We start from the raw sequence: 24476 nt of genomic DNA on the forward strand, positions 1-24476 counted from the left end.
TTTTAATATATTTATTGGTCTTTGAGCCAGTCAATAATGGCAGCTGTTTGATTAGTTAATTCTCCTCTAATAACCTTTGCTTCGATTTGATCGAGCAATTGTCCAATCACCGGCCCACCTTTTGCCATTTTAAGTGCTTGCATAATTTGCTTACCATTAATGGCTAGTTCTTGCCGCTTTCTAATAGGTAAATTACTTATTAAAGCTTCTATTTCTTTTTTGGTAGCCATTTGATCAGTGATTTCTAAATAAGTATTCATTTGATCAATCACTTCTTGAGCATAGCCATAGACGGTTTCGATGGTGAAGGTCTGCTGGCTAATTTCATGGTCAAGCTTTAAAAAAGCGACTACTTGATCCATTAAACGATTAGATAAGGTCCACTGCTTCATCAAGTGTCTTTGAGTCTTTTCATCATTAATTTCCATTCCCTTTAATAGCAAGGACCAAGTGATAAGTGGACTAAGCCCTGCTTGTCCTGTTGTTTGATTTACCAAGTAAGTCAAACCTTCTACATAATCAAATTGATTGGCTTGAGGGAAAGCTTGGTCTAGCTTAGCCTTTTTAAAGGATGAAATGGTTTGTGTTAAATAAGACCCTGCCATCATCTTTTCTAATTCAATGCGGATGCGTTCAATGGAAATTTTAGACAGATTGCTAGCTAATTGGCACATGGCTTGGAAAGTTTTTTCTTCTAATTGAAAGCCTAACTGAGAGGCAAAACGAATGCCACGCATGATTCTTAAGGCATCTTCTTGAAAACGTTCCAATGGCTCGCCGACAGCCCTCAGCAACTTATCTTTCAAATCTTGATAGCCCCCATGAAAATCATATAAATTGCCCTTGGCGTCTACTGCCATGGCGTTGATCGTGAAATCTCGTCTCAGAGTATCTAACTCAAGATTTCTGACAAATTCTACATGGTCGGGCCTTCGATAATCCGAATAAGTCGATTCGGTACGGAAAGTAGTTATTTCATAAGAGTTTCCTTGATATAAAACCACAATGGTGCCATGTTGGATGCCTACATCAAAGTGTTTGGGAAAGATGGTTTGAATTTCTTGAGGAAAGGCGGAAGTCGCAATGTCAATATCCCCTATTGATTTTTCTAATAGCACATCGCGAATGGCCCCTCCAACAAAATAAGCCTCATAGCCATGAGACTCAATTTTTTTTAATACAGGAATAGACGCTTGAAAAAGCGAATCCTCTAAAGATATTTGCATGCTATCACTCCAAACCGGATTGAAATTGATCAAGCCATTGCTCAATTTGATCGTAATTATTTGTTTCTAAAGCACCGTCAATCTTTTCCATGATCATTTGTTTATAAGCTTGGCGACTAATTTGATGTAAGCTTTGATTGACTTGATCTAAAGCCTTCATTTGGATGGGGACAAATGGATTTTCTTTTAAAAGACCTCTTTGCATCGCCTCTAGTTGATAATCGGCTAAATCAAACTCTATGTAAAAGCTTTGACCCTTTTTAAGTGAGTTCAACCGGAAATCGTGAAAGGCTTGATCAATCTGATGGTAGATATAATCTTCTTTATAATAGACCAAGGGGGGCTCTTGCAAGGGGGGATAGGATATCTTTATTCCTCTTGGAGCATAGATGACATCATGCGAAAACTCAACCCATTGCAGCTCACTAGGCCTCATTTGTAAATAGGCTAAAAAAATCATTATCTCGCGATTGGGATGAGGATGGTTGAGAATCATCCAATTTAAAAATAAGTGTTTATCTTGAATATTTTCCATGGTCTTACCTCCCTCATGAGTTTTTAAGATTGACTAGAGATTGGACAATTGCTGGATCATGTCAGGTAAATCTTTAGCAAGAACTTGTTGATCCCATGCTAGATCTAAATAAGCCTTAGCTTGCTCTTTTTGTCCTTGATGAAATAAGATTTTGCCTTTTAAATAGGCCAAGAGTGACTCGTCAATGGCTTGTAAATCAAATTTTTCCATAAACAAGTTTGCCTGTTGATAGTCTTTTTGATCAAGATAATAAGCCACATAGGCCGAGAGAACTAAGAATTGATCCTCAGCATTATCCAATAAAGGGTAGTAATCCTCCAATAATTGAATGAGCTTGGCTGTAAAGACTCCCATTCGATCAGCCAAACGCAGGCAATCCATAACCACTCCATCATATGGAGGTAGGCTTTTTAATAGTTGATCTAACTGATTGGCAAATCGGCTAGTTTCTTGTAGATAGGTTAAATTTTCTAATTGTAAGAGTCTTAATTCAAAATGGTCGGGATCGATTTGAAGGCCTAACTCGCAGAAATGATTTGATCGATTGAAATCATTAATTTGGGCATAAAAATGCGCCAATAAATAACATTCATCAGCTGTTTCAATCGTCAAATCTTCATTATCTTGATCAAATAATGCACTGATTTTTTCAGTGTCGATTCTCTCACTACTTAAATAAAGGGCTAAGAGATCTGTTCGCCATTGGCGCCTTAAAGAATCATCCTCTGAGATAAAATATTCCATTAAGGTCTCAAGATAGTAGATTGCTTTTTCATTAATAGCCTGCATGCGATAGAATTCACTCATTTGATGATAAGCTCGATAATCTCTTGGATGGTCGTTAATGATAGCTTGTAATTCTTTGCGCGCTTCATTTAAATGTCCTAGCTTAAGATTGACATCCGCTAGCAATAAGCGACCTTCTAGGTCCAAGTCTTGCTTATCGACTTTATCCAACCATTGATAAGCCCTGTCATATTGACTAACTGCGGAATAACTATACCCTAAAAGAAAAGCTAACACTGAGGACGGAAATTTTTGATAAAGAGCTTCATAAGCTTGAATCTGCAGATGTCGGTAGCCTGATTGACCCCAAAAAGCCATTCGGTCTAATATTTGCGCTAAAAAAGCTTCATCCATTCCATCCATTCTTTTTAAATGGCGTTTAAAGAGCTTATATTGCTCCTCAATCTGATTAGTAGACTCCATTAAGCTGAAAAAATTATCCATTTTGGTTCCCTCCATGTCTAGCCTATTATACCATGCTAGACAAAGACAACCAAATAGATCATCCCTTTGAATCTATTTTCATATTACTATTAGAGGATAAAGACTGATAAATAAAAAAGTGATGAAAGCCAGAAACTTTCATCACCAATCTAATGCTTAATTATTTAACTGCCTCTTTTAAAGCTTTACCAGCTTTGAAGCCAGGAACTTTAGTGGCTGCAATCTCAATTTCTTCACCAGTTTGTGGGTTGCGTCCTTTACGAGCTGCACGATCGCGAACTTCGAAAGTTCCGAAACCAATAATCTGAACTTTTTCACCTTCAGATAAAAATTCTTGAACTGATTCGAATAATGCTTCAACAGTGGCTGTTACATCTTTCTTTGTTAAGTTAGTTTTTCCAGCTACACGTTCTACTAATTCTGCTTTATTTGCCATTAATAAATCTCCTCCTTTATTTCTATAGATTGGAAAATAATCATCTGTTGATTATTTCTTGTATAGAATAACATAACATCAAGGTTAAGACAACGAATTGACCTTGATTTTACAACAAAATCTTCCTATCTCTTAATTTCGATTACGAATAATTAGATTGAGCGGTGTACCGTCAAAATAAAAGGAATCACGCATCCTGTTCTCTAAGAATCTTACATAAGAGAAGTGCATTAATTCTGTATCATTAACAAAGACGACAAAGGTTGGTGGATTGACAGCCACTTGAGTCATATAATAAATCTTAAGCCGACGTCCCTTATCAGTGGGTGTAGGGTTCATGGCAATCGCATCCATCAAAACGTCATTCAAGACCGAAGATTGAATGCGACGATAGCGGTTTTCATAGATTTCTTCCAAAATAGCCGGTAGTTTCTCTAAGCGTTGGCCCGTCTTGGCAGAAACGAAAAGAATGGGCGCAAAAGGTAAGTATTGGAATTCGTTACGGATATCATCGGTAAATTTCTCAAATAATTTGTCGGTCTTATCGACTGCATCCCATTTATTGACTAAAATAACCATGCCCTTATTGGCTTCAAAAGCGTATCCTGCTACCCTCTTATCCTGTTCACGAATGCCAGTCTCTGCATCGATTACTAGACAGACAATGTCTGAACGGTCAATGGCTGATAAGGCTCGCATGACAGAATATTTTTCGGTATTTTCATAAACCTTGCCTCGCTTACGAATACCTGCTGTGTCGATTGCTGTAAAATGGCGTCCAGATTGACTAACAAAATCGGTATCGACTGCTTCACGAGTGGTTCCCTCAATATTGGATACAATCACACGTTCTTCTTGTAATAAGGCATTAACCAGGCTAGACTTGCCGACATTTGGCCGTCCAATAAAAGAAAAACGAATGCGTTCGCGATCATCTGCATCCGGACTATCGGCTGGAAAGTGAGATACTAATTGATCTAATAAATCCCCTGTTCCGGTTCCGTGCGAAGACGATATGGGATAGGGATCGCCATGACCTAAAGCATAAAATTCATAGACTTGCTGCCTTTGTTCTGGATTGTCCGCCTTATTGACTGCTAAAACCACCGGTTTATTGGTGCGGTGTAAATAGTGAGCAATAGCTTCGTCAGCATCGGTGACGCCTTCACGACTTGAGGTCATAAAAATAATAACGTCAGCTTCTTCCATTGCAATTTCAGCTTGGTATTTGATTTTATGCATGAGGGGTTCATCACTCATATCAATACCCCCGGTATCAATCAGACGAAACTCACGGCCTAACCACGATCCGGTAGCATAGATTCGGTCACGTGTCACCCCTTCATAATCGGCTACAATCGAAAGACGATCGCCAATTAAGCGATTAAATAAAGTGGATTTACCAACATTTGGTCGGCCCACAATAGCCACTACAGGTATTTCCATGCTTTCACCTCCATAAATTAAAAACCAATTGTTTCTTCCATTAAGCTAATCAGCAAAATGGAAGAAACAATTGGAGTAAGTAATGTTATTAGAATCGATTACTCAGCATCGTCTTGTAAAGACTTGAATGCATCGCCTAACATGTCACCCAATGTGAAGCTTCCTTCATTGGCTGCATCATTAATTGAGTTAGTGTTTTGACGGGCTTGGTTAGAACGGTTAGCTGTTTGATTATTTGTATTACGGTTTCTTCTTGGACGACGTGGACGATCTGAATCATTTGATTCTTGACGTTCGCGACGAACTGGCTCTTCGTAACCTTCAGGCTTGTCTAATAAAGCTTTAATGGAAAGGGATAATCTTTGAGCTTCTGCATCTGTTGAAAGAACTTTCACTTCAACTTCTTGGCCTTCAGTTAAACGATCTTGAGGAGTTTCAATATGCTCATGAGCAATTTGAGAAATATGTACTAAACCTTCAACACCAGGGAATACTTCCACAAAGGCACCAAAGTTAGTTAAACGTTTAACAGTTCCTGTATGTACAGAACCTTCTGGTGCTTTTTCTTCAATATTTTCCCAAGGTCCTTCTAAGGTATCCTTGATTGAAAGTGAAATACGTCCTTCTTCCTTGTCGATTGACAAGATTTTAACTTCAATTGTTTCACCAACAGTTAATTTATCACTTGGATGTTTAACGTGTTCGTGAGCGATACGGCTGATGTGAACCAATCCGTCAACGCCACCTAAATCGATGAAAGCACCGAAGTTAGTTAGACGAGCTACTTTACCTTCTACAATTGTATTTTCTTCTAATTCTTCCATGCGTTGAGCACGTTCAGCTTCACGTTTTTCACGTGCAATTTCTTTATGAGATAAGATTAAACGGTTGTCGTTTTCATCAATTTCAATAATCTTGAACTCTAATGTTTGACCTTTATAAGGTGAAAAGTCATCCACAAAGAAATCTTCTACCATTGAAGCCGGTACAAATCCTCTAACGCCAGCGTCAACCACTAAGCCACCCTTAACAACATCTTTAACAGGTGCTTCAATTGTTTCGCCATTTTCTGATTTTTCTTTTAATTCTGCCCACACTTTTTTAGCATCGACACGTTTTTTAGATAATAAGAAGTTACCATTTTCTTTATCTTGGATTGGCTTGATAACTACTAATTCGATTTCATCACCAATTGCTACAACTTCAGTAGGATCTTCAACGCGTGTTGCAGCTAGTTCGTTAGCTGGGATAACCCCTTCTAATCCACCACTGTTTTTAATTGCTACACGTACTTGATTATTTTCATCAAAAGCTAAAACATCACCGTAAACGGTATCGCCACTTTTAATATCTAAGACACTATCTAAAGCATCTTCCATTGTTTCAATAGTTTCTGAACCATTGCTTTCTTCTACTTGAGTAGTCTCAACCTCTTCCGTTGCTTCTACTTCTTCATTTACTTCATTATTCTCAACAAACTCTGACATTCTACCCGTTCCTCCTAAGCGTTACCTATAAAAATTGTTACTTACATAGAGTCTACTAATAGACACTATGCAAGCACTCTAAGAAACATTATAACAAAAGAAAGGGATATCGTCTAGCGAATATTGCGAATAAGGCCGATATTATCAATAATTTTATTATTGCTGACTTTTATTCATTTAAACGAGATCTGATTATCTAGTTTCATCAAAATAAAAAAAGGCTCATCAGCCTCCTTTTTAAAATTATTTTATAGAATCGATATAGTCACTTAATTTTTCAACCACTTGATCAATGGATAAGTCTGAAGTATCCATTTCAATAGCATCTTCTGCTTTTTGCAAAGGACTGTGTTGACGATTGCTATCGTAGTGGTCGCGTTTAATAATCTCAGCTTCAATCTCTTCTAGGGATTGGGTCTCCATGCCCTTAGTTAGATTTTCTTCATAGCGTCTTTGAGCTCTTACTAGACTGGAAGCTACAAGATAAAACTTAAGACTGGCATCTGGTAGAACTACCGTGCCAATATCTCGTCCGTCCATCACCACTGCTTCTTCACTAGCTATAGCTTGTTGCTGCTTGACTAAGGCTTGTCTGACCCTTAGATTAGCAGAAACCTTGGAAACATTTTGTGTCACTTCCACCGAACGAATTTCTTGACTGACATCATGCCCATTGATTAAAACTTTTTGTTGGTCACCATCCATTTCAAAAGAAATTTTGACTGCTTGTAAAATTTCTCCTAAACGATGGGGATCATTAATATTTATTTTATTTAGCAAACAAGCTAGAGTGATTGCGCGATACATAGCGCCAGTATCGATATATGTCAGTTGGTATTTTTTTGCGATAAGTTTAGCGACGGTTGACTTACCAGAAGCCGCTGGGCCATCGATTGCAATTGAAAACATTGGTTAATTCCTTTCTCATAAAAAGGCTGAGAATTAACTCAGCCTTAACCTTCTTATTCTTTTATGGAATGACGATTTGTGAGCCTGGCATCAAAGTACCGTCAATTGTAGTTCCGTTGGCAGCAGCTAAGTCATAAACATCAACACCATAAACTTGAGAGATTGACCACCATGATTCACCCGCACTTACGGTATGGTAAGTTGACGCTGCTTGTGGTTGAGCAGAAGTCTCAACTGGTGGTTGAGTCGGTACAGGCGCTTGAGTCGTAGTTGTTGCTTCGATTTCACGCGTAACAGCTTCAGTAGTTGTTGTCTTCTCTTCTTTGGTTGTCGTTGCTTCTTCAGTTGTGCTCTTACTTAGAACAACCTGTTCAGCCGTTTTACTTTCTAAAGGCTTATCACTCTTTTGTGAGTCGATATAAGCATACAATGCAAACGGGAAAATCAAAGTGAAAATTAAGAAGAATAGCAAAGCGTTTGATAAAACGGTTGCTTCCTGCTTCGGTTGATTTCTAGCCGAGCGTGAAAATTGACGATTCTTGAAATTTTCATCCTCACCAAACTTATTGTTCCATGGGGCAGTAATTTTTTTGGTTTTTGCTTTTTCATTTAAACCTTGATCCTTATCTTCAGGTTGATCAAAGCGTTCGTTATCCTTTGCCATCAAGCTTCCTCCTACACTAATCGATATTAAGATATCTATTCATAGCAACAAACCTAAAAAGGCTAGGTTAGCATATGAGTCCAATTTCTTATATTATAGCAAACTCTAAACTTGATGCAAACACAATTGACCTAAAAAAGTAAATTACTTATTGCTGTTGTAATATTCTAGTAGCAGAACGGTAACCTTTTCCTATGTAACCATCATAGAAGTTAATGCGGCGACCAAATATGGTCTTCATTGATTTAATGACAAAAATTTGACCGACAACCATGATTAAGCCCTTGATTAAATTGAATGGCACAATGACAGATAGGATATAAGTCATATAATCATCAATGGGAAAGTTCATGACTTTGACATAAATAGGTAAAGCCAGATAGTAATTAAAGCAAGCCATGGAGAGAGTTAAACTAAAGACAAGACTAAGAGAGATTAAAGAAAATTTAATAGCTTGCCCTTTTTCTTTTAAATACTTCAAAATGAAGTGGCTTGGTAAAAACATGGCTAAGGTCGCTGTCATACTCATTAACATCCCAATCGGAATACCAGCTTCCCCTCCCTTAAGGATATAATTAACCAAATCACGAATGAAGGCCACGGCAACTAGGCCTTGTGGTCCGTAAATTAACATACCAATTAAGGCCATAAGATCCGAAAAATCAACCTTAAGAAAAGGTGCAAATGGCAAGATTGGGAAGTCAAAAAAACGTAGAACGACTGCCCAAGCTCCTAAAATGGCTAAAAGTGTGACTTTCTGAACTTTTCGATTCTTCATAACGATTCTCCTTTTTTTACGTCTTTAGGAGGGTCCATTGATAAAAAAACCATCCACTCAAACTGAGTGGATGGTAGCCTAAATAAGCATAAACTTATCAATATCTTATCTTCTACCATCCAGACTTTACTGTCGGTACTGGAATTACACCAGTTCAACCTAGCCACAGCTAAGTTCGCGGACTCTACCGCCGGTCGGGAATTTCACCCTGCCCCGAAGACGTTATTTAATTTAAATGAATTATAGCATTTATCTCGGATTTAAGCAAGCTCTTATTCACTATCTAAAGCCATCTTACTTAATTTATCCACTTCAAAGGCAGTTAGCTCTCGCCACATACCCGGTTTCAAATTATCTAAGCCAAGAAAAGCGAAAGATTCGCGCTTCAATTTGAAGACGGGATAACCAATGGCTTCAAACATTTTCTTAACTTGATGGTTCCAGCCTTCATGGATGGTTAATTGGGCAACGGCTGTACGATTATCTTGATTGCTAGAAATGAGACGAGCTCTAGCTCTGGAGGTCTTTTGACCATCAATCATTACGCCCTTTTCTAATTGTCTTAATTCCTTAGCTGTAGGAATGCCACCCAATTTCGCAATATATGTCTTATCAATCTGATGCTTAGGATGCATCATCTGATTGGCAAAGTCACCATCATTGGTTAATAAGAGTAAGCCTGTCGTATCAAAGTCTAATCTGCCAATCGGATAGATACGTTCTTCAATACCATGGATTAAATCGGTAACCACCGGACGGCCCTTGTCATCAGCCACAGCTGAAATATAGTTTTTTGGCTTGTAAAGCAAGATATAGCGCGGTTCTTCCTTATAAATAGGCACCTCGTCTACTTCAATACGGTCATTGCTGGTGACTTTGGTTCCTAATTCACGAACCACTTGTCCATTTACTTTGACGCGACCTTCTTTAATCATGTCTTCACATTTGCGTCGACTGGCAACCCCTGCGTGAGCCATAACTTTTTGTAGTCTTTCCATAGTTCCTCCTTATTCTTCTTGATCAAATAAATTAATTTCCCATCTTTTTAATGAAAAAAGTTCTTCTGAAGCGGTTTGACTGTTGAGGGCTAAATCTTCAATAGGTGGTAGATCCTCTAAGGAAGATAGCGCAAAGTAATTGAGAAAGTAATCGGTGACTCCATAAAGTATGGGTCTACCAGGCGCTTCTAACTTACCTACCTCCTTAATGAGGTCTCGGCTGACTAATTTTTGTAGCATGGCTTGGGAAGAAACGCCCCGAATTTCATCAATGGTCATGCGTGTAATCGGTTGACGGTAAGCTACGATAGCCAAGGTCTCAATAGCCGGTCGACTTAACTTTTGTTGCAGTGGCGATTGAGCAAAATTTTCAATCAAGGGGTCTAAGTCTGCTTGGGTTACATACAAGAAGCGTTCGCCAAATTGGACCAAATCAATTGGCGATAGTGGATGGTCTTTTAAAGTTTGCTGGACTTCTTCAATCATAGGCTTAATTTCTGTTGGTGAGAGATTTAAAAGAGCGGCTAACTCATTCAAGGTCACGCCTTCTTCCCCGGCAACAAAAATAATGCCTGCTATTTTTCTAAGCATAGCCTTCCTCCCTCAAACGCAGTTCAATGCTATCTAGATAACTTTCTTGTTGAAAAACCAGAACTTGCTTACGGACCATTTCTAAAACAGCAATAAATGTGGCAATAATTTCTGGTCGAGAGCCATTCGATAAAAGAGACGAAAAAGCAATGGATTGATTAGGCTTAATGGATTGAAATTGTTGCCGAATGAATTGCATTTTGTCCGTCACTGAAACTTGATCATGATGAATTTCTTTTTCTTTAGGTTGTCTTTGTTCTTGCGCTTGCAAGACGCTCTTCAAACTGGTTTGTAATTGCTCTAGCGAAAGCTCACCTTCTTCTAAGGGAATAAAAGCTATAAAGTTTGAAAGATCTGCCGCTGGTCTTGAATAGTGCTTAATACGATCCACTTGCATATCTTCTAAGGTGTCCGCTACTAGCTGAAATTGTTGATAAATGAGCAGTTGCTGAACCAGACCACTCCGCGGATCTTGGTCTTCTAAATCACCATCCAATTCATCCGGTTCAATGGGAATTAAGAGACGACTCTTGATCTCTAATAGAGTGGCCGCCATCACTAAATATTCTCCGACCTTATCGAGGTCTAATTCCTGCATCTGGTCAATATAAGCCAAATATTGGTCAGTAATTTCCGTCATGGGTATATCGTTAATATCGACTTCTAACTCTTTAATTAGGTGTAAAAGCAAATCAAACGGCCCTTGAAAGGCCGTTAATTTAAGGGTTAAGTCTTGATTGGTTCGATCCTCTTGCATTAATTGGCTTCCCCTTCACTATTTGCTTTTATCTGCTGACGATATTTCTCAGCAAACTGGGCAATCATATCTTGGGTTTCTGATTGAATGGAACCTGAGATTTGAATTTGTGGAAACATATCTTTAAGTTCTTTGAACAATTGATAATCCACGGACTCTCCTTCAAAGGAAGGAATAACCGATATAAGGTGAACGATTATTGTCGAAAGATTTTCTTGGGGATCCGTTTCAACTTTACGCTGCTCAATACCGATTAAACCAACGAAGTTGCTTGTTTCAGGATCTTTATATAAGTAAAGGTCGAAACCTTCTTGGTCGCGATATTTAGTTAAAATTTCGCCTGCTTGAGCCATTTGATCTTCACCTTCGCAAGTTAAACTTAAGAGTCCTAAGACAACTTTTTCATTCTTATGCGTTGAATGAACTAGCATTTTTTGCGACCTCCTATCTCTAATTAGATTTCCTTGAGATATTACCATGCAAAGACTGAAATTTCAACTTAAAGCTTTACAAAGTCCTATATTTGTTCAATCACTTGATAAATTAATTGCTTAAATCGTGGTTTCACTTCTCTAGAAACAGCCATCACTTCTTGGTGGTTAAGTGTCTCCTGCATACCGGCTGCATAGTTGGTAATACAAGACACTCCCAAGACTTCCAGCCCAGCATGTCTTGCTACAATAGCTTCGGGAACAGTAGACATTCCCACTGCATCGCCCCCCATCAAACGAATGGCTCTAATTTCAGCTGGGGTCTCATAAGAAGGACCGGTCATCCATGCATAAACTCCCTCTTGTAAACTAAAACCTAAACTTTTAGCTGTTTGATGTAGCAATTGAATGCCTCTTTTACTATAAGTTTGACTCATATCAACAAAGCGCGGACCTTGTGGATTGTTTTTACCAATCAAAGGATTTTCGCCTGTAAAATTAAGTTGATCCTTGATGACCATTAGATCTCCAGGTTTAAAACTATTATTAACCCCACCGGCTGCATTTGTAAGAATCAAACTTTCGACCCCTAATTCTTTAAAAATCCGAATCGGAAAGGTGATTGTTTCAAGGTCATAGCCTTCGTAATAGTGAAAACGTCCTTGTAATGCTATTACTTTTTGTCCAGCTAGGCTGCCATAGACCAATTGACCAGCATGACCTTCAACAGTTGATACTGGAAAACTTGGGATAGCTTCATAAGGGATTTTAACCGGATTTTTAATTTCATCTGCCAAATCTCCTAAACCAGAGCCTAGAATTAAACCAATTCGAGGGGCTACCATACCGTGGTCTTTTAAATATTCTAAGGTTTTTTGATACATAATCTTCTCCTATTTTAATTGTGCTAAAAACGACTGTCCTTGATCTGTCTGTTTAACACCAAAGTTATCAGAAATAGTGGCCGCGATATCAGCAAAGTGCTGCGCTTGTAGTTCACTTGCCGCTTTAAACTTTTTAGAATAGGCCAATAAAGGCACATATTCACGGGTATGATCGGTTCCCTTATAAGTCGGATCATTACCATGGTCGGCTGTGATTAATAACAAGTCCTCTTCATTCATGGCTTGAATTAGTTCAGGAATGCGGGCGTCGAAGTCTTCTAAGGCTTGACCATAGCCTTGAGGGTCACGACGGTGACCATATTTGGCATCGAAGTCCACTAAGTTAGTGAAAGATAGGCCTTCAAAATCTTCCCCCATGACCTTGAGTAATTGATCGACACCGTCCATATTGGACTTAGTGCGAATCGCTTGAGTAATACCCGCTCCATTAAAGATGTCATTAATTTTGCCCACTGCAATGACCGATTTGCCGTCATCTTTTAAGAAATCAAGGGTCGTTTTGCCAAAGGGATCCAAGGCATAGTCATGACGATTGCTGGTTCTTTCGAAATTACCTATTTGACCGACATAAGGTCGGGCAATAATCCGACCAATCATGTAAGGATCTTCCAGAGTAATCTCACGGGCATATTCACAGACCTTGTAAAGTTCTTCTAAAGGAATGACTTCTTCGTGGGCAGCAATCTGTAAAACAGAATCGGCTGATGTATATACAATTAATGCCCCCGTTTCTAATTGCTCGGGTCCTAATTCTTTAATAATTTCGGTTCCAGAAGCCACCTTATTCCCAATTACCTTACGCTTAGCAAATTTTTCTAATTTTTCAATCAACTCTTGTGGGAAACCAGCTGGAAAGACTCTAAAGGGCTGGTCGATATAAAGACCCATCATTTCCCAGTGGCCAGTCATGGTGTCTTTACCAGCTGAACGTTCTTGTAATTTAGTCCAGTAGGCGGAAGTTTGATCGACGGCTTCTACCCCTTTGATGGTGTCAATTTTACCCAGACCCATTTGAGCCATATTTTTTAAGTTTAAATCAAAGTTTTCGGCAATGTGGCCTAAGGTGTGAACGTTAGAGTCTCCAAATTCTTCTGCATCGGGTGCTTGTCCAATTCCGACAGAGTCCATAACGATTAAGTGTATTCTTTTAAACATTTTATTTCCTCCTTTAATCGCATCAAGCGCGTGGAAAGTTCTTACGGTAAACTTCCTGTAAGCGGTGATGTGAAATATGTGTATATATTTGAGTGGTCGATATGTCTGCATGACCCAACAGTTCTTGAACCATGCGTAAATCGGCACCATTTTCTAACAAATGAGTGGCAAAAGAGTGCCTCAACATGTGTGGTGAAACTCTTTGATTGACTCCTGCTTGTTGAACATATTTATTAAGATTTTTCCAGATGCCTTGACGGGTGAAGGCCTTTCCTCTTTCTGTTAAGAAGAGAATCTGGCCTGCTTGAGCAGTCTTTTTACTAGCAAAAACACCTCGGGCATCTTGTAAGTATTGATCAACCCAATAGATGGCTTCATCCCCTAAGGGAATGATTCTTTCCTTATTGCCCTTACCTAAAGTTTGAACAAAACCCAAGTCTAAGTGTAAGTCAGCTAACTGAAGCTGAGTTAATTCACTCACACGTAGGCCACAAGCATAAAGGACTTCTAAGATGGCTCGGTCTCTTAAACCGGTTAAAGTGGCTATATTCGGTGCTTGAATAAGGGCTTCCACTTCTTCCATTGATAGAACTTTAGGTAGGCTTTTGGCTTGCTTGGGTCCTTGAACTAATTGCAAGGGGTTTTGCTGGATAACCCCTTCTTTTAACAAATAATGAAAAAACTGTTTCATAGCTGATAAAAGCCGTGAAGTAGAAGATGTGGCATAATTTTGCTGGTGTAAATGGGCTAAAAACCCTTGCATGTAGCTATAATCGATTTGGTCTAAGCTTTGTGTAGCATGGTCTTGATGGTAGTCTATAAATTTTTTTAAATCTCTTACATAGGCTTGGATTGTATTTTTTGATTTGACTTGATCAATTTGTAAATAGCGCTTAAAATCCGCTAAATAATTTTGTAACTGTTGATTGACCGCCTTATTCATTTTCTGACGTCACCAAGTAAATCCCCTGATTAGCCTCTTGACGAATTTGCTTATTCTTCATTAAGGAACCGACCGCGCGCTTAAATTGTCCCTTAGAAATACCAAATTCTCGCTTAATAGCTTCAGGATCAGACTTGTCGTGATAAGGTAAGAAATGATTGGGCGTCTTTTCTAATAGACGTATTAACATAGTCGCATCATCGCTAATGGCTTCATGGGCTCTTGGTTTTAAGGACAAGTTTAAAGACCCATCACTTTGTACCTTGACTACCCGTCCCTTGATTTTTTGACCCAAACGCGGGGGTAACATCCATTCGCTCTCATGTATAAAGCTGCGGAAGTTCTCTTTAGAAATTGCCAAAGCTCCTACTAATTTCAATTGAAAAATGGTTACTTCTAAATCTTGATTTATCAAACGGTCAGCTGCCTTGATAAATAATTCTTCCATCTGGTCAAATCTTGCTAATTCGCCCCAAAAACGGTTCTTATTATCCACAGTCATTGTCAAGTAGAGCTGGTCCCCTTTTTGAGGCCATTGACTTTTATCATCTGGTAAATTATCCAAAGAAACTACTAGGTCCTTTTGATAAAGACCAATATCCACAAACACACCCAAGTCTTTACGCACTTGAGTTACTGTGCCCCAATCATAGTGACCACTAGCTGCCTTAGGGATGTCTAATTGAATACGGGCCTCACGATTCATATCCTCATAAATAAGCCCTTTAATTTGGTCGCCTAAGTGATAACTTTGACCTTGGATTTGATCCTTGTCTAAGCGAAAGGTTGTCCCTTCCACTTGCGCAAAATAACTGTTTTCATTCTCGTCACTTATCTTACATTCGGTAATTCTTCCTAATTTCATCTTTCATTCTCCTATCTGATCAAACTCTCTTCAAGCTGATTGAGCTATCCTAAAGTAAAGACCGACTCTATCCTAAGCAAAAGACAATTAATTCTAGTCGCTTAGTCTTCTATTAACAATTTTAACACATTCTGTAAGCAAAGAGAAAAGATGGCAAGCAAAAAGACATTTCTTCAGCCCATCAATAAATAAGCCAAGAAATGTCTTAAAATAAGTGTCTTAGATAGAACTCTTCTATACTAGATGGATACCGTTGCTCCGCGATAGATAATTCCACGACGAGCATCCACAGTAATCAGTTCATTTTGTTTAATAGCTTCCATAGCACCTTCTACTGCTACTACTACCGGTATGCCTCTTTCTAAGCCAAGAATAGCGGCATGGGAAGTGATACCTCCACTTTCACAGATAATAGCGCCCACCCTTTCTAAGGCTGGAGTGTAATCACGGTCGGTCTGGCTAGTGACTAATACAGTATCTTCTTTGACATAAGCATTAGCCTCTTCAGCGGTATGAGCAATCACTGCCTTACCAATGAAGTTACCACTGCCAACACCTTGTCCTTCAGCTAACTTGGTTCCAATTAATTGAATTTTCATAATGTTGGTCGTGCCTTTTTCACCAACCGGAACGCCCGCAGTAATGATAATCAAGTCGCCTTCTTTAGCAAAACCTTGCCTTACTGCCATGGCTGAAGCAGAATCTAACATCTCATCGGTTGAATCAGGCTTACCAATAACGAAAGGTTGAACCCCCCACACCAGTGTGAGTGAACGTTGTGCTTCTTCCTCAAAGGTAGCTGCTAAGATATTAGAAGACGGCCGGTATTTAGCAATCATGCGTGCCGTATAGCCAGAAGAGGTTGCTGCCACGATGGTTTGAATCCCCAGATTACGAGCAGTATGTCCCACCGCTTGACCAATAGCTTCAGTCAAGTCTGACTGATTGAATTTCTTCAAGGTAAAGGCATCCTGACCTAATAATTGTGATTCAGTCCGTTCACATATCTTAGCCATCATTTTCACAGCTTCTAAAGGATAATCCCCTGCCGCTGTTTCTCCAGAAAGCATGACAGCATCCGTTCCGTCAAAAATAGCATTGGCCACGTCTCCTGCTTCGGCTCGTGTAGGTCTAGGGTTTCTTTGCATAGAATCTAACATTTGTGTAGCTGTCACGACTGGAATACCTGCTCGATTACATTTCTTAATAATCATTTTTTGAATAAGGGGCACGTCTTCTGTTGGCACTTCGACCCCTAAATCTCCGCGGGCAACCATAATCCCATCCGATACTTCTATAATTTCATCAATATTATCGACACCCTGCCGGTTTTCAATTTTAGAGATAATCTTAATATTGGTCTTGTTTTCTTCTTCTAGAATAGCACGTATTTCCATCACATCATTTTGACGGCGCACAAAGGAGGCCGCTATAAAGTCAACATCTTGACGCGCGCCAAAACGAATATCTTGCTTGTCTTTTTCAGTGATACCCGCAATATTTAAAGAAATACCTGGTACATTAATACCCTTTTGTGATTTTAAGACACCTGAATTGACTACCACACAAGCAATTTCCTTGGCTTGATCATCAATGGCTTCGACTTCCAATTCAATTAAACCGTCATCGATTAGAATAAGCGAACCGATAGTCACATCATCAATTAAGCCTTCATAGGTGATAGAAAACTTATCAGCACTACCTAAAACCTCAGTCATCGCTATCCGGATTTTATGACCTTTTTCTAATAGAATGCCATTATTTTCCATCTTATGCGTTCTTATTTCAGGTCCCTTGGTATCTAATAAGATACCAGCTATAACACCGGCTTCTTGACGGGCCTCTTTAAATAAGTTGATATGGTTTAATTGCGATGCTTGATCACCGTGAGAAAAATTAAAACGGGCTACATTCATTCCTGCGTGAAGCAGATCGACCATTACTTTCTTTGATTGAGTTGCCGGCCCCATTGTGCCAACGATCTTTGTTTTCTTCATATTAACTCCTTTTCATGCTCAATAGCGATCCGTTAAGCTACGATTAATTTCGTACAAATCATCTCTTACTTTGTGCTTGGATTTGGTTAAGGTTTCAACGATGTCACAAACGGATAATTCTTCATTGGTAATGCCGACGAAAATACCCGATTGTCCGTGAAGAATTAAATCCACTGCCTTAGCACCCATTAATGTAGCAAAAACACGATCACGACCTGTTGGATTACCCCCTCTTTGAATGTGGGAGAGGTTAACCCCACGAACACTTTGATCAGGGGCTTCTTTTTTGTATTCTTTGATAAATTCTTCCACACCCATGACACCTTCGGCTAATACGATTAAAGCATGGTCTTTCCCATGACTAAGAGCCGTATTGACTCTGCGAGCAATGTCACCGATAAAGAAATCTTCTTCAGGAATAACAATGGCATCGGCTCCCACAGCCACTCCGGCCCATATAGCAATATCCCCCGCGTTACGTCCCATCACTTCGACTACAAAGGTACGGTTATGTGAGGCCGCTGTGTCAGAAATTTTATCGATGGCTTCAATCGCTGCCGACATGGCAGAGTCAAACCCTATCGTATATTCGGTCCCTGGAATATCATTATCAATGGTTCCTGGAATACCAATAGCTGGAAAACCTAATTTAGTAAGAGCTAGAGCTCCTTGGAAGGAGCCATCTCCTCCAATAACAATTAAGCCTTCAATTCCTAGGGACTCCATTTGTTGAATGGCTTTTTTTTGTACTTCTAACTGTTTAAATTCAGGGTACCTGGCTGAATAAAGGATGGTTCCTCCTCTACGAATGGCGTGAGTGAGGTCGTTGATCCCTATTTTCCTATATTCACCTTCCACTAAACCTTTAAAACCGTGTTGAACACCTACTACCTCAATTTGATGATGGAGGCCCTGTTCAACAACAGCTCGAATAGCGGCGTTCATTCCGGGAGCGTCACCTCCACTTGTTAGCACTGCTAAACGTCTCATAAGTCACCTCTTCTTATTCATTAACTCTCTTAATAATATTTTAACATGAATTAAAAAGCCTGTCCGTTGATATGATTATCAGTCAGATTCATTATTTAAAATAGACATTATTTTCTCCAAAAAGAGCTTTTAACTCATCCACCACCCGATCTGCCATAGAAATATTATATAGAGCCTCTAATTTCCAAGCATTGCGGTTGGCATCGACCATGATTATTTCTAAAGGACCTGGGTTTTCTACCGCTAAAGCTTTTAATTTTTCCACTAATTGCTGACTAGAAGCCCCGGCTAGTAATTTAATAAATACTTGACGAATCGGTGATGAATGGGATTGCTTTTCATCTTCTGGTAAGGGCAGTAATTTATCCAAAACAATTTGTGGCTGACCTTGTCGATCTAAGCTTAGTTGGCCTTGCAAAGCCACCACTTGACCCTCTTTGAGCTGGTGGCCAAATCGTTGATAACTTTCAGGAAAACTAACCAGAGAAATATTTTGACTGCCATCATTGAGACGGTAAAAAGCCATCTGGTCTTTTTTCTTAGTTTCAATGACTTTCATGTGCTCGATATAGGCTAGAACTTTTACTTTTTTACCTTTAGGCATTTTTAAGGATTTTAAAGCTCCAATAGATAGAAAGCTTTGATCTCCTTCAATCAGTTTTAAAAACTCATCAATAGGATGGCCAGCTAATTGCAAGCCTAGTACTTCACGCTGACGCTTGAGTAAATGGGCTTTAGGCCACTCTCTGACCAAATTAATTTTAGGTTCAATCTCTTTTAATAAGTTAATATGATTGCCTGAAATCTTGCGAAATTGAATAAAATGTTCTAAGTTCTCGGTCAAGGTCGCTCGTGTGTAGCCAAAGGTGTCGAGTGCACCGGCATCTATTAGCGCTTGAATTAAATTGGTCTTTAGAAATTTAAGGGGCATCCGTGATAGAAAGTTTTGGAAATCGGTAAAAGGCCCAGCTAAATTGCGCTCATCTAAAATGACTTGACAAAAATCATGTCTGAGTCCATTGATAGCCATTAAACCAATTCGAATAGCCCCTTTTTCAATTTTAAAATTAGTATGTGAGCGATTGATATCCACCATTAAAAAGGGTCCTACCGTACGTTTGGCATCTAATAGGTATTCATCCAAACTTTGATGAATTGATCGCCCATGGTTTAAGAGGGCTGTAAAGAACTCTAATGGATAGTGAACCTTTAAATAAGCTAGTTGGTAGGCCAAAGTCGAATAAACAGCAGCGTGCGCCCGGTTAAAACCATAATTGGCAAATTGATAAATATAATGGAAAACTTGCTGACTGGTTTGACTATCCAGTCCACGCTCTTGACAACCCTTTAGAAAAGCAACTTGTTGGTCTTTCATTAGGTCCATCTCTTTTTTACCCATGGCTCTTCTCAAGAGGTCGGCTTGCCCTAAACTAAAACCAGCCAACTTTTGGCAGATTTGCATAACTTGCTCTTGATAAACGATAATTCCGTAGGTTTTTTGTAAAATTCCTTCTAAAAGTGGATGGATATAATCAATTTTTTCCTTACCATGCTTGCGGTTGATAAAATGAGAAATTTGTTGCATAGGCCCCGGTCGGTATAAAGCATTGACTGCGATAATATCTTCAAAACTTTCCGGTTTTAATCTTCTTAAAACTTGGCGAATTCCTTCAGATTCAAACTGGAAGACTCCTTGGGTGTTAGCTTCTTGGAAAAGTCTTAAAGTGGCTGAATCCTCACGATCAATGGCATCGATGTCAATGGCTAAGCCTTGATTTTGCTTAATTAAATTCAAAATAGTATCTAGGATTTGTAAGTTTTTCAAGCCCAGAAAGTCCATTTTTAACAAACCTACTCGTTCGACATCTTCCATATCAAATTGCGTAAGCTGTATTTGGCCTTCTCTTGTTGTAACGGGCACCCAGCGACTCAAATCTTGATCGGCAATCACAACTCCTGAAGCATGGGTAGAAGTATGTCGTGGCAAGCCCTCAATGGTGAGAGCAGTTTTAAAAATTTGTTCATTTAAAGAATCTTCAGCAATTAACTGTCTTAAAGCGCTAGACTTTTGATAAGCATCCTGCAAGCGGATGGACACTTCAGTTGGTATGGTCTTGGACCAGCGATCTTGCACCATTTTAGGATAGGACAAGACTCTGAGGGTGTCGCGTAGTGATTGCTTGGCCCCAAAACTACCGAAAGTCACCAATTGAGCTACCTGCTGGCTGCCATATTTTTGGGCGACATAACGAAGCACTTGGTCTCTTTTATCATCTGGAATATCGATATCAATATCGGGCATATTGTAGCGTTCAGGATTTAAGAAGCGTTCAAAGAGTAAATCATATTCTATCGGGTCTATCTTAGTAATTCCTAATAGATAGGCTACTAAAGAGCCAGCAGCAGACCCTCGCCCTGGACCCGTTCGGATATTATATTCATAACAAAAGGCCATAATTTCCCAAACAATTAAGAAATAATCATTGAAACCCATTTGATCGATGGTAGTTAATTCATGGTCTAAGCGTTCTTGATAAATGGGCACTTGATCAACTTTTAACTCTGCTAGCTTGTTTTGACATAGGTGTTTTAAATAGTCTTTAGCAGCTATATTATTTGGTGTTTTAAATTTAGGTAGGAGCGACTGATTAATGGGCAGCTGCACTTGCATACGTTCTTCCAAAGCATGACTATTGGTGACTACCTGCTCCAGTCCCTTTTGTAAATACAAGTCTTCTAATTCATTACGGCCGTATAAATAATGAGACGTCCGATAGGTCATAATTGAAGGATCCAAGCTTTCACCGCGATCAATCGCTTGTAAAATCCTTATAGCAAAACCTTCTTCACTGGTGAGACTTTCGACTGCTTGGTTACAAACCATCTTTAATTGGTGGCTACGAGCAAATTGAGATAGCCATGAAACTTCTAATTCATTGAAGGGATAAATCGAAAGTCCTAGATAAAAATTGTCTTGCGGAAAAATATGAAGCCAAGACTGAAGAATCGCTTGTCCTGCTTCAAAATTCTCATGTAGAAGGGCTTGTTCTAATTCTCCCTTCTTGCCGGCAGTAATGATAACCAATGATTGGCTAGCTTCTTTCATCAGATGATCGATTTGCTGATAATCTGGATGGCTTTGGTTGATTAATTTAGAAAGTTGAATCAAAGCTAAATAGCCCTGGTAATTCAGGGCATAAAGAATTATAGGATAGCTTTGACTTTGGTCCAGGCGTCCCGGCAAGTTCAAGCTAAGCCCTATCATGGCATGAAGGTCTGCTTTTTGGCAGGCTAGGTAAAACTTAAGACTAGCATGTAAGACTCCTTGATCGGCTAAGCCAAGATGCGTGTAGCCTAGGGACTTAGCTTTAACTACATATTGATTTAAATCAAGGGTGGATTGCAATAAAGAATAAGAGCTACGAACATTGAATAGCATTTGCTTTTCTCACCTTCCACTGTGTTTATTTAGAGAATGAACATCGCATCTCCAAAACTAAAGAAACGATATTTATGATCCACTGCGTGTTGATAGGCTTGTAAAATTTTATCGCGATCATAAAAGGCTGAAACCAACATAACTAAGGTTGATTGCGGTAAGTGGAAATTAGTAATTAAATGGTCAACTGCTTGAAATTTAAAACCTGGCGTGATAAAAATATCCGTCCAACCAGAAGCTGGCACAATTTGCCCTTGATGGTCACGTGCAATTGTTTCCAAGGTGCGCACAGAGGTTGTACCGACTGCTGTGATCTTGCCACCTCTTTTACGAATGTTTTGAATTTTTTCAGCCGATTCTGGGCTGATTTGATAATATTCAGCGTGCATTTGGTGTTGGTCAATCTTTTCTACAAAAACAGGTCGGAAGGTTCCCAAGCCAACATGCAGCACAATCGGAATAATCTCAATGCCTTTATTTATTGCCTCTTGCATTAGTTCTTGAGTAAAGTGCAAGCCAGCTGTTGGAGCAGCGGCCGAACCATTTTGCTTGGCATAGACCGTTTGATAGCGATCTGGATCATCCAATTTTTCCTTTATATAAGGAGGTAAAGGCATTTGACCTAGGGATTCTAACACTTCTAGGAAAACACCTTGATAAGAAAACTCAATAACTCTTCCTCCGTCTTCCTTATGTTCGATAATTGTTCCCACTAATTGGGCTTGGTCGCCAAAATGTAAGACGGTCCCTAAACGAGCTCTTTTACCTGGTTTAACTAGACATTCCCATTGGTCACCTTGGGTGTTTTTTAATAAAAGGACCTCAATATGTCCCCCGGTATCCGGTTTAACACCAAATAAACGCGCGGGAATAACTCTGGTTTCATTAATTACTAAGCCATCCCCAGGCTTTAAATAATCAAGCATATGTTTAAAGTCTGTATCGATTGTTTGCTGACTTTGACGGTCTAAGACCAACATACGCGATGATGAGCGGTCCTTTAAGGGAGTTTGAGCAATCAATTCTTCTGGTAAATGATAATCAAAATCTTTAGTTGTATAAGTCATCGTTTTCTTCTTTCTATTTTTCTTTCAGGGGATAATTTAAATGGCGATATGTTAATTCGGTAACCATCCGTCCTCGAGGCGTACGTTTAATAAAGCCTTGTTGGACAAGATAAGGTTCATACATATCTTCCAGGGTCACGATATCTTCTCCAATGTTGGCAGCAAGGGTGGCAATTCCAACCGGTCCTCCACCATAAAATTCAATCATCGTCTTTAAAAGTTTACGATCAAGCGGGTCTAAGCCTAAAGCATCAATTTGTAAGACTTTTAAAGCTTCTTTGGTATCCTTGATATGAATATTGCCATCGCCATGAACTTGTGCAAAATCGCGCACCCGTCTTAACATACGGTTAACTATTCTTGGCGTGCCACGACTTCTTACGGCCAATTCTTTACTGGCTTGATCATCGATGTCGATTTGAAAAACTCTGGCAGACCGTTTAACGATTTTTTCTAAATCTTTGACCTCATAGTACTGCATGTGGGCCATAATGCCAAAGCGATCACGCAGGGGTTGGGTAAGCATCCCCGCCCGTGTGGTTGCTCCTATTAAAGTAAAGGGTGGCAATTCAAAATGAATGGGCTGGGAACTAGCTCCTTGTCCAATAACAATATCGACATAATAATCTTCCATGGCTGAGTAAAGTACTTCTTCAACAATGCGAGGTAAGCGGTGAATTTCATCAATAAAAAGAATATCGCCAGCATCCAGTTCATTAAGAATGGCTAATAAATCACCCGGTCGCTCAATAGCTGGACCTGAAGTTGTTTGAATTTTAACGTCTAACTCATTGGCAATCACCATGGCAAGAGTGGTTTTACCTAAGCCAGGAGGCCCATAGAGTAAGACATGATCGAGCGCTTCTGATCGCTTCAAGGCTGCTTGAATATAGACATTCAATTCGTTTTTAACCTTCGATTGACCGATATAATCTTTTAATAATTGGGGTCTCAAAGTGGTAAGCTGTTGATCATCTTCACTCAAGCTTTCACTTGATACAAATCTTTCTTGATCCATATTGATTCCTTTCTCTTGCTTATTTTATTAAGAGCTTAAAGGCTAAACTCAAACCTTCTTGGGTTGATTGGATGGCTTCTTTTTCTATTTTTGGCATGATGCGCTCAATCTCACGCTTAGAATAGCCTAAACCATCTAAGGCTTGTTTTACTTCTTCTAAATAACTATTTTTAGCTGTTGGTAAGTCTTCACTTTCTTTCATTTGACTCAAATCAAGCTTACCTTGTAAGTCTAAAATCATTTGCTGGGCTGTTTTTTTACCCACCCCTGGGAACTTCATTAAATACTTGGCATCAGCCGATTCAATAGCTTGCACCAAGCCCACTTGATCATCTAACGCTAGAATGGATAGAGCCGACTTGGGGCCAATACCGGAAACCTTATTCAATTGTAAAAAGAGGTTCTTTTCAGCCTCGTCCATAAAACCATATAGGAGCATTGCATCTTCTCTGACTACTAATTCGATAAAGAGTGTGATGCTTTCTTGCATCTTTTCTTGCCAACGGAAAGGATTAGCACACCAGATTTGGTAACCTATACCATTAGCTTCTAGAACTAAGTAAGTGGGTTGAATCTGCTTAACTTGTCCTTGAATGTATTGATACATTA

General features: G+C 39.3%; 23 protein-coding genes and 1 riboswitch. All 23 genes read right to left on the reverse strand.

Going from position 1 to position 24476, the window contains the following annotated elements:
• Window positions 1–11: 11 nt before the first annotated feature.
• The 23 genes from ACQV2O_RS01465 to ruvA all read right to left on the reverse strand — a co-directional run bounded on the left by ACQV2O_RS01465 (window position 12) and on the right by ruvA (window position 24474).
• Window positions 12–1226, reverse strand: a complete 1215-nt coding sequence (locus ACQV2O_RS01465; protein ID WP_428874786.1) for a CCA tRNA nucleotidyltransferase — start codon at window positions 1224–1226, stop codon at window positions 12–14.
• 4 nt (window positions 1227–1230) lie between these two features.
• A complete protein-coding gene (locus tag ACQV2O_RS01470) occupies window positions 1231–1761 on the reverse strand; it encodes a YpiB family protein (protein ID WP_428873708.1) in 531 nt (176 codons plus the stop codon).
• 33 nt (window positions 1762–1794) lie between these two features.
• A complete protein-coding gene (locus ACQV2O_RS01475) occupies window positions 1795–2991 on the reverse strand; it encodes a tetratricopeptide repeat protein (protein ID WP_428873709.1) in 1197 nt (398 codons plus the stop codon).
• 160 nt (window positions 2992–3151) lie between these two features.
• Complete coding sequence (locus tag ACQV2O_RS01480; RefSeq protein ID WP_428873710.1) at window positions 3152–3427, reverse strand: HU family DNA-binding protein; 276 nt, start codon at window positions 3425–3427, stop codon at window positions 3152–3154.
• 132 nt (window positions 3428–3559) lie between these two features.
• Window positions 3560–4873, reverse strand: a complete 1314-nt coding sequence (gene der, locus ACQV2O_RS01485; RefSeq protein WP_428874788.1) for a ribosome biogenesis GTPase Der — start codon at window positions 4871–4873, stop codon at window positions 3560–3562.
• A 98-nt stretch (window positions 4874–4971) separates the two neighbouring features.
• On the reverse strand, window positions 4972–6252 hold the full coding sequence (gene rpsA, locus ACQV2O_RS01490; RefSeq protein WP_428874828.1) for a 30S ribosomal protein S1: 1281 nt from the start codon (window positions 6250–6252) through the stop codon (window positions 4972–4974).
• A 351-nt stretch (window positions 6253–6603) separates the two neighbouring features.
• A complete protein-coding gene (cmk, locus tag ACQV2O_RS01495; RefSeq protein ID WP_428873712.1) occupies window positions 6604–7269 on the reverse strand; it encodes a (d)CMP kinase in 666 nt (221 codons plus the stop codon).
• 61 nt (window positions 7270–7330) lie between these two features.
• The gene (locus ACQV2O_RS01500) at window positions 7331–7933 is read right to left on the reverse strand and encodes a LysM peptidoglycan-binding domain-containing protein (protein WP_428874789.1); all 603 of its coding nucleotides are present in this window, start codon (window positions 7931–7933) and stop codon (window positions 7331–7333) included.
• Between the two features lie 148 nt (window positions 7934–8081).
• Window positions 8082–8711 (reverse strand): ECF transporter S component, encoded by a 630-nt coding sequence (locus ACQV2O_RS01505; protein ID WP_428874790.1) that lies wholly within the window; start codon window positions 8709–8711, stop codon window positions 8082–8084.
• 103 nt (window positions 8712–8814) lie between these two features.
• A riboswitch (FMN riboswitch) is annotated at window positions 8815–8936 on the reverse strand.
• 47 nt (window positions 8937–8983) lie between these two features.
• Window positions 8984–9709 carry a pseudouridine synthase gene (locus ACQV2O_RS01510; RefSeq protein ID WP_428874791.1) on the reverse strand — a complete coding sequence of 242 codons (726 nt, stop codon included), beginning with the start codon at window positions 9707–9709 and terminating at the stop codon, window positions 8984–8986.
• 9 nt (window positions 9710–9718) lie between these two features.
• The gene (scpB, locus tag ACQV2O_RS01515) at window positions 9719–10300 is read right to left on the reverse strand and encodes an SMC-Scp complex subunit ScpB (RefSeq protein ID WP_428873717.1); all 582 of its coding nucleotides are present in this window, start codon (window positions 10298–10300) and stop codon (window positions 9719–9721) included.
• Complete coding sequence (locus ACQV2O_RS01520; protein WP_428874792.1) at window positions 10293–11057, reverse strand: segregation and condensation protein A; 765 nt, start codon at window positions 11055–11057, stop codon at window positions 10293–10295. The genes scpB and ACQV2O_RS01520 overlap by 8 nt, the downstream gene beginning before the upstream one ends.
• Window positions 11057–11488: a hypothetical protein gene (locus tag ACQV2O_RS01525; protein ID WP_428873719.1), complete on the reverse strand. Its 432-nt coding sequence runs from the start codon at window positions 11486–11488 to the stop codon at window positions 11057–11059. The genes ACQV2O_RS01520 and ACQV2O_RS01525 overlap by 1 nt, the downstream gene beginning before the upstream one ends.
• 86 nt (window positions 11489–11574) lie before the next feature.
• Window positions 11575–12372: a purine-nucleoside phosphorylase gene (locus tag ACQV2O_RS01530; RefSeq protein ID WP_428874794.1), complete on the reverse strand. Its 798-nt coding sequence runs from the start codon at window positions 12370–12372 to the stop codon at window positions 11575–11577.
• A gap of 9 nt (window positions 12373–12381) precedes the next feature.
• Complete coding sequence (deoB, locus tag ACQV2O_RS01535) at window positions 12382–13548, reverse strand: phosphopentomutase (protein WP_428873721.1); 1167 nt, start codon at window positions 13546–13548, stop codon at window positions 12382–12384.
• Between the two features lie 22 nt (window positions 13549–13570).
• Window positions 13571–14491 carry a site-specific tyrosine recombinase XerD gene (gene xerD, locus ACQV2O_RS01540; protein WP_428874795.1) on the reverse strand — a complete coding sequence of 307 codons (921 nt, stop codon included), beginning with the start codon at window positions 14489–14491 and terminating at the stop codon, window positions 13571–13573.
• Window positions 14484–15356, reverse strand: coding sequence for a CvfB family protein (locus tag ACQV2O_RS01545; RefSeq protein ID WP_428874797.1), 873 nt, complete (start codon window positions 15354–15356; stop codon window positions 14484–14486). Before ACQV2O_RS01545 ends, xerD begins: the two co-directional genes overlap by 8 nt.
• A gap of 239 nt (window positions 15357–15595) precedes the next feature.
• A complete protein-coding gene (pyk, locus tag ACQV2O_RS01550) occupies window positions 15596–17353 on the reverse strand; it encodes a pyruvate kinase (RefSeq protein ID WP_428873725.1) in 1758 nt (585 codons plus the stop codon).
• Window positions 17354–17371: 18 nt separating this feature from the next.
• Complete coding sequence (locus tag ACQV2O_RS01555) at window positions 17372–18343, reverse strand: ATP-dependent 6-phosphofructokinase (RefSeq protein WP_428873726.1); 972 nt, start codon at window positions 18341–18343, stop codon at window positions 17372–17374.
• Window positions 18344–18434: 91 nt separating this feature from the next.
• The gene (dnaE, locus tag ACQV2O_RS01560; protein WP_428874798.1) at window positions 18435–21782 is read right to left on the reverse strand and encodes a DNA polymerase III subunit alpha; all 3348 of its coding nucleotides are present in this window, start codon (window positions 21780–21782) and stop codon (window positions 18435–18437) included.
• Between the two features lie 29 nt (window positions 21783–21811).
• On the reverse strand, window positions 21812–22849 hold the full coding sequence (queA, locus tag ACQV2O_RS01565) for a tRNA preQ1(34) S-adenosylmethionine ribosyltransferase-isomerase QueA (protein ID WP_428873728.1): 1038 nt from the start codon (window positions 22847–22849) through the stop codon (window positions 21812–21814).
• A gap of 13 nt (window positions 22850–22862) precedes the next feature.
• Complete coding sequence (gene ruvB / locus ACQV2O_RS01570; protein WP_428873729.1) at window positions 22863–23867, reverse strand: Holliday junction branch migration DNA helicase RuvB; 1005 nt, start codon at window positions 23865–23867, stop codon at window positions 22863–22865.
• A gap of 19 nt (window positions 23868–23886) precedes the next feature.
• Entirely contained in the window at window positions 23887–24474 is a 588-nt protein-coding gene (gene ruvA, locus ACQV2O_RS01575) for a Holliday junction branch migration protein RuvA (protein ID WP_428873730.1), read from the reverse strand.
• Between the last annotated feature and the right edge of the window lie 2 nt (window positions 24475–24476).

It is taken from the genome of Facklamia sp. P13055 (assembly GCF_050409445.1).
Classification (GTDB): domain Bacteria; phylum Bacillota; class Bacilli; order Lactobacillales; family Aerococcaceae; genus Facklamia.